At 62.8% G+C, this 7,184-nt stretch carries 6 protein-coding genes and 1 tRNA gene; 1 reads left to right on the top strand and 6 read right to left on the bottom strand.

The annotated features are described in order from the left end of the window. The first annotated feature begins 51 nt into the window (after positions 1-51). Positions 52-3,330: an EAL domain-containing protein gene (locus ACUXVH_RS31260; protein WP_011060373.1), complete on the top strand. Its 3,279-nt coding sequence runs from the start codon at positions 52-54 to the stop codon at positions 3,328-3,330. 48 nt (positions 3,331-3,378) lie between these two features. On the opposite strand, the gene ACUXVH_RS31265 is transcribed toward ACUXVH_RS31260, so the two are convergent. The 6 genes from ACUXVH_RS31265 to ACUXVH_RS31290 all read right to left on the bottom strand — a co-directional run bounded on the left by ACUXVH_RS31265 (position 3,379) and on the right by ACUXVH_RS31290 (position 7,183). Continuing rightward, on the bottom strand, positions 3,379-3,825 hold the full coding sequence (locus ACUXVH_RS31265; protein WP_011060372.1) for an Hsp20 family protein: 447 nt from the start codon (positions 3,823-3,825) through the stop codon (positions 3,379-3,381). Between the two features lie 114 nt (positions 3,826-3,939). Next, positions 3,940-4,899, bottom strand: a complete 960-nt coding sequence (locus ACUXVH_RS31270; protein ID WP_015634892.1) for a tRNA dihydrouridine synthase — start codon at positions 4,897-4,899, stop codon at positions 3,940-3,942. A 144-nt stretch (positions 4,900-5,043) separates the two neighbouring features. Continuing rightward, entirely contained in the window at positions 5,044-5,478 is a 435-nt protein-coding gene (locus ACUXVH_RS31275) for an acyl-CoA thioesterase (protein ID WP_011060370.1), read from the bottom strand. Between the two features lie 47 nt (positions 5,479-5,525). Further along, on the bottom strand, positions 5,526-6,359 hold the full coding sequence (locus ACUXVH_RS31280; RefSeq protein WP_011060369.1) for an alpha/beta fold hydrolase: 834 nt from the start codon (positions 6,357-6,359) through the stop codon (positions 5,526-5,528). 26 nt (positions 6,360-6,385) lie between these two features. Beyond that, the gene (locus ACUXVH_RS31285; RefSeq protein ID WP_011060368.1) at positions 6,386-6,925 is read right to left on the bottom strand and encodes a TetR/AcrR family transcriptional regulator; all 540 of its coding nucleotides are present in this window, start codon (positions 6,923-6,925) and stop codon (positions 6,386-6,388) included. Between the two features lie 182 nt (positions 6,926-7,107). Beyond that, positions 7,108-7,183 (bottom strand) — tRNA-Glu (locus ACUXVH_RS31290). Between the last annotated feature and the right edge of the window lies 1 nt (position 7,184).

The following is a 7,184-nucleotide window of genomic DNA, read 5'->3' on the forward strand; positions in this document are numbered from 1 at the left end:
GCCATGAGTATCCCGCACCCGACGAATGACTCAGCTCAAGGCCTGACCTCCATGCCCAAACCCGCTGACCGTATTCCGCCCTTGCCGCGTATCCATGCTGTCGACCCCCGGGAGTCGGAGCAAAGCTGGGAAAACGCACCGCAGTTGCTCGCCGCCCTCAATGGTGCGCGCCTGGGGGCCTGGTATTGGGATATTGAAAGCGGGCAGATCAGCTGGTCCCGGGGCACCCAGGCGCTGTTCGGCTTCGATCCGCGCCAGCCTTTGCCGGAAAACCTCGAATACCTCGACCTGCTGCCCATCGAGGACCGGGCCAGGACGATTCGCGCCTTTCATTCAGTGCTGGCCGGCGCGCCGCTGGAACACGCCATGCACCACCGCATCCGCTGGCCCGACGGCAGCCTGCACTGGCTGGAGATCAACGGCAGCGTGTTACCGGACAAGCACGGCAAGCCGCGAATGATCGGGGTTATCCGCGAGATCACCCACCAGCGCCAACGCGAAGAAGCCCTCAGCAGTTCGGAAAAGCGCTTTGCCACGCTGTTTCACCTGTGCCCCAACACCGTGCTGCTGACCCGCCTGGAAGATGGCCTGATCAGCGAGGCCAACCAGTACTTCGAAAGCCAGTTCGGCTGGCCCGCCGAGCACGTGATCGGCCGTACCACCCTGGAGATCGGCCTGTGGGTCAACCCCGAACAGCGCGCCCAACTGATCAAGGCGGTCCAGAAGAAGGGCCAGGCCGCCAGCCTCGAAGTGCAATTTCGCGCCAGCAACGGGCAGATCCATGACGGCATCCTCAGTGCCCAGAAGGTTGAACTGGAGGGCAAGGCCTACCTGCTCAGCACCTTTCTCGACACCAGCGAGCGCAAACGATCCGAACAGGCGCTCAAGGACAGCCAGGAACGCCTGGACCTGGCCCTGGATTCGGCGCAACTGGGCACCTGGGACTGGCACATTCCCAGCGGCATGCTCTACGGCTCGGCCCGCGCCGCGCAATTGCACGGCCTGGAACCCATCCCCTTCCATGAATCCTTCGACGCCTTCTTCGAAGGCGTACCCACCGAAGAGCGCAACTCCATGCGCGATGCCTACCGCAGCCTGCGCGAAGGCCCGGCGGGTAACTATCAACTGACCTACCGGGTGCAACTGGAGGACGGCAGCTCGCGCTACCTGGAAAGCCGCGCCCGCCTCTACCGCGACGAACAGGGCAGCCCGCTGCGCATGGCCGGCACTCTGCTGGACATCACCGAGCAGGTGGAACGGGAACAGCGCCTGATCACCTCCGAAGAGAAATTCGCCAGCCTGTTCCAGGTCAGCCCCGACCCGATCTGCGTGACCTTGCTGGAAACCGGTCAGTTCATCGAGATCAACTCCAGCTTCACCCAGACCTTCGGCTGGACCCTGGACGAAGTGCTAAACCGCAGCGCCGAACAGATCGGCCTTTGGGAAGACGCCGCGCCGCGCCTGCGGCGCATCGAGCAGGTGATTCGCGAACAGGCGCTGAATAATGTGGCAGTGGTGGTCCACCACAAGAACGGCCAGCCGCTGACCTGCATCATTTCCAGCCGCCTGATCACCGTGGACAAGCAGCCCTGCATCGTCACCAACCTGCGGGACATCACCCAGCAGCAGCGCTCGGAGGCGGCCCTCAAGGCCAGCGAAGAGAAGTTCGCCAAGGCCTTTCACTCCAGCCCTGATGCCATCAGCATCACCGAGCGCGACACGGGCCGCTATCTGGAAGTCAACGATGGTTTCTGCCGCCTGACCGGCCACCGCAACGACGAGGTGATCGGCCGCACCATGTACCAGATCGGCATCTGGGCCGAAGAAGCGCAACTCTCCACCTTGCTGGCGGAGCTCCAGATCAAGGGCCGGGTGCACCACCTGGAAATGCTCGGGCGCAACAAGCGCGGGGAAATCCTCACCCTGGAAGTCTCGGTGGAACCCATCACCCTCAACGAAACGCCCTGCCTGCTAATGACCGCCCGGGACGTCAGCCTGCTGAAGAACGCCCAGGCACAGATCCGCCACCTGGCTTACCACGACCCCCTGACCAACCTGCCCAACCGCGCCCTGCTGATGGACCGCCTGAGCCAGCAGATTGCCCTGCTCAAGCGTCATAACCTGCGCGGTGCCCTACTGTTTCTCGACCTCGATCACTTCAAGCACATCAACGACTCCCTGGGCCACCCGGTGGGCGACACCGTGTTGAAAATCATCACCGCCCGGCTCGAAGCCAGCGTGCGCATGGAAGACACCGTGGCACGCCTGGGCGGCGATGAGTTCGTGGTCCTGCTGAGTGGCCTTGAGGGCACGCGCAACGAAGTCAGCGAACAGGTCCGCCAGCTGGCCGACACCCTGCGCGAATTGCTGTCCGAACCGATGTTCCTCGATGGCCAGCGCCTGCAGGTCACCCCGAGCATCGGTGTGGCACTGATTCCCGACCACGGCTCGACCCCCACCGACCTGCTCAAGCGCGCCGACATCGCCCTTTATCGGGCCAAGGATTCAGGGCGCAACACCACCCAGATGTTCCACAACACCATGCAAAAAGCCGCCAGCGAACGCCTGCGCATGGAAACCGACCTGCGCCTGGCCCTGTCCCGGGGCGAATTCAGCGTGCACTTCCAGCCCCAGGTGGACGCCCGCGATAACCGCATCGTCGGCGCCGAAGCCTTGGTGCGCTGGCAACACCCGGAGTTGGGCGCACAGTCGCCGACCGAGTTCATCAAGGTGCTGGAGGACAGCGGCCTGATCCTCGAAGTGGGCACCTGGATTCTCGACGAGGCCTGCCTGGCCTTCAGCCAGTTGATCGATCAGAAACTGGTGGATCCCCAGCACTTCAGCCTGTGCGTCAACATCAGCCCGCGGCAGTTCCGCCAGACCGACTTTGTCGAGCGGGTCGAACACAGCCTGCACGCCTACGCACTGCCCTCGAGCCTGCTGAAGCTGGAGATCACCGAAGGCATCGTGATCCAGAACCTGGAAGACACCATCAACAAGATGCGCCGGCTGAAGAAACTCGGAGTGAGCTTTGCCATGGACGACTTCGGCACCGGCTACTCGTCCCTGACCTACCTCAAGCGCTTGCCGGTGGACACCTTGAAGATCGACCAGTCCTTCGTACGCGATGCGACCCACGACCCCAACGATGCGGAAATCATCCGGGCCATTGTCGCCATGGCCCGCAGCCTGAACCTCAAGGTCATCGCCGAAGGCGTGGAAACCCCGCAGCAGCTCGAATTCCTCCAGGGCCTGGAGTGCCACCTGTACCAGGGTTTCCTCCATAGCAGGCCGTTGCCGCTGAGCGAATTCAAGAAGCTGCTGGAATGACAGGCACGAAAAAGGGCGCCACCAGGGCGCCCTTTTTTTGCAGCGGTCTTAGTGTTGCAGAGCCGCCTGCTGCGCACCGTTGATCGGGATGCGCTTGGCTTTGGCCTCTTCCGGCACAACCCGCAGCAGGTCGATATTCAACAGACCGTTGCTCAGGGCCGCGGCCTTGACCTCGATATGGTCGGCCAGGCGGAAGGACAGCTTGAATGCACGCTGGGCAATGCCCTGGTGCAGGTAAGTGACGCTTTCATTGGCATCGCGCTTGCCACCGCTCACGGTCAACACGCCTTTTTCCACTTGCAGTTCCAGGTCTTCTTCCTGGAAACCGGCGGCGGCAATGACGATGCGGTATTGATCGTCAGCGTGTTTCTCAACGTTGTAGGGTGGGTAGCTGCTGCCTGGTTCGTTGCGCAGTGCCGATTCGAACAGATCATTGAAACGGTCGAAGCCGACAGAGGAACGGAACAGTGGAGCCAAGGAAAATGCAGTACTCATGGGTGTTTCTCCTGATTATTCAGCGAGTGGTTATCTCCGCGACCCGAATTCGGCATCGCGTACCCAAGAGATAGGGATGGGCTCCAGCGTTTCAAGACATGCCTTAAAAATTTTTTACGCCGCCTCGCTCCGGGGCATGCCCAACAGGCGCCCGACCTGATCCAGCTCGGTTTCCCGGCGCAGGGCGGTGAACAGTTCGACCGCTTCCGGGTAGTTGCGGGTCAGCATCGCCAGCCATTGCTTCAGGCGCCCCGGCGCCGAACGCGGGGTCAGTTGCACCACTACCTGAGCCCAGAAATCCTGGAGCATCGGCTGCAGGTCGGCCCAGGACATTTCCACCACGTCTTCACCGGCCCGGGCTGCGGCAATCTGCCGGGCCAGATCGGGACGCGAAACCAGCCCGCGACCCAGCATGATGTCCTCGACGCCGCTGATTTCCCGGCAACGGCGCCAGTCCTCGACGCTCCAGATATCCCCGTTGGCGAACACCGGCACCTTGACCACTTCCTGCACCCGCGGGATCCACTCCCAATGGGCCGGCGGCTTGTAGCCGTCGACCTTGGTCCGCGCGTGCACCACGATATGTTCGGCGCCACCCTCGGCCAGCGCTGTGGCACAGACCAACGAGCCATCCGGGCTGTCGAAGCCCAGGCGCATTTTCGCCGTGACCGGAATGTGCGCCGGCACCGCACGCCGTACATGCTCGACGATCTGGTTCAGCAGCTCGGGCTCCTTGAGCAGCACCGCCCCGCCCCGGGACTTGTTGACGGTCTTGGCCGGGCAACCGAAGTTCAGGTCGATGACCTCACTGCCCAGCTCACAGGCCAGGGCCGCGTTCTCTGCCAGGCACACCGGGTCCGAACCCAGCAACTGCACTCGCAGCGGCACGCCGGCCGCGGTGTGTGCACCGTGCAGCAGTTCGGGGGCGAGCTTGTGGAAGTAGGCAGGCGTCAACAGGCGGTCATTGACGCGGATGAACTCGGTGACACACCAGTCGATCCCGCCAACACGAGTCAGTACATCCCGCAGGATGTTGTCGACCAACCCCTCCATGGGCGCCAGGGCAATTTGCATGAAACACACTCGACAAGAAAACGGGCAAAAAAACGTCCGCCAGTTTACTGGGTTTCGACCTTCAGCAGGAGTTTTACAGGGGCGCGCCAGCCGTTGCAGGCGCCTTCGCTGGCAAGCCGGCGCCTGCACGGGCACAGGGAGGTGTCAGGCGCCCTGCAGGGCCGGGCCGTAACCGTCCAGGAACTCGGCGGGCATGCGCTTGGGCTTGCCGGTGGACAGCTCGATGCAGACAAAGGTGGTCTGGGCCCGCAATAGGGTTGTACCGTCGCTCGGGCGCATCAGCTGGAAACGCCGGGTCATCTTCAGGCGCTGGTCCCAATCGACGATCCAGGTGGCCAGTTGCAGCTCATCGCCTTCATAGGCCGCCGCCAGGTAATCGATCTCGTGCCGCACCACGGCCATCGCCCGGTCCAGGCGCCGGTATTCGGCCAGGTCCAGCCCCAGGCGTTGCGAATGTCGCCAGGCGCAACGCTCCAGCCAGGTCACGTAGACCGCATTGTTGGCGTGCCCGAGGCCATCGATATCCTCGGCGGCCACCTGCAGATCGATGACGAATGGCGTTGCCAGATCCCAACTCATGCCCGACTCCCGGTCAGTTTTTTTGACCGGGGCAGTGTAACGGATGCTCAGGCCGATTGGCGCGCTTGCAGATGCCGTCCACTGACCAGCGCCACCACCGCATCCACCACTCGGGAGTCGGCCAATATCCGCTGGTGGCCACCTTCACTCAAGCGCAGGAGACGGCTGTCGAACCAGGCCTGGTGGATGAGCTCCGATTCCTTGACCGGAACGAAGAGGTCATCTTCGGCGTGAATGATCAGGCCGGGCATATCCAACTGATACTGGGCCACGTCCATGGCGGCGGCGCGCATTCCGACCTTCTTCTCCACCTGGCGGATAAAGGCGGAACGCGCCCTGGGCGGCAACCGCATGTAGCTGGCAAAACCGCGCAACACGGCCAGGATACGTGCCGGCGCGGCAATACTGACCAGGGTTTCGGTGCGCAGGCCCAATTGCACCGCGAGCATGGCGCTGGCACCGCCCATGGAGTGGCCGATCACCGCGCGCAGGGGCGGCAATTCGGCTGCTGCCTCCAGCATCGCCCGGGCAAACAGTGCCACGTTTGCCTCATCGCCCGGGGAACGACCATGGGCCGGGCCATCCAGCGCCACGGCGGTATAACCGGCGGCCACCAGGGCGTCGATCAGGCTGGCAAACTGCGTGGGCCGCCCTTCCCAGCCGTGCATCAGCAATACCGTCGGCCCCTGACCCCAACGCAAGGCTGAAAGCCCGAAACGCAAGGTCAGGCGCTCGGCACGCGCCAGCAGGGGCAACTCCCACTTTCGTGGCGGCAGCTCGCGAGGGGTCATGAACAAATGACGCATCCGATTCGCCGCCCATTGCGGCGCCACCCACCCCAGAGTGCCATTGACGCCACGAATCCAGCTCAATCTGCTCATCACCTACCTCGCCGTTGCACTTCAGGTCATAGCACCGCCGACTTGGCGGCACGCAGCAAACGATCGGACAACTCGCCGGGCCCCAAGGCCCGCGCCAGGGACAGGCCGCCAACCATCAGCGCCATGTCGGCCAAGGCCTTGTCGGTATCTTCGGGGCTGGCAGCCAGTTGCGCGACCATCAGCTCCATGTGTTCGTTCAAGGCCTTGCGAAAGCTCTCGGGCAAGCGCCCCAATTCGCCGACCGAGGCTGGAATCGGGCACGCCTGCTCGGTGGAGTCGCGGTGTTTGCGCGACAGATAGAACGCCGCTGCCAACGCCCGGCGCTCTTCGCCGCTGAGGCTTGCATCCATTTCATCGAGCAGGCCGCGTCGATGGGAAAGCAACTGAGTGAAAGCCTCCAGCATCAGCGCATCCTTGCTCTCAAAGTGCGCATAGAAGCCGCCTACAGTCAGGCCGGCAGCCCCCATCACCTCACCCACACTCGGTTCGGCCGGGCCGCGCTGGATCAGTGCAGAACTGGCGGCCTGGAGAATACGTTCGCGGGTTTGAGCTTTTTTGTCGTTCATCGTTACCTCCGAATATTACGGAAAAAATATTATTCTCATAATAATTTTCCGCAAGCCGCCAGTGTGACCGTCGGTCAGAAGCGCAGGCTGAGGAAGAAAGAGAAATTGGCCGAAGGCCAGAAAAACAAAAGGGTCATTCAATGATTGAATGACCCTTAAAAATCCCGCAGAGCGGGTAAACGTGGCGTCCCCTAGGGGACTCGAACCCCTGTTACCGCCGTGAAAGGGCGGTGTCCTAGGCCACTAGACGAAGGGGACA

It is taken from the genome of Pseudomonas sp. 8(2025) (genome assembly GCF_052665325.1).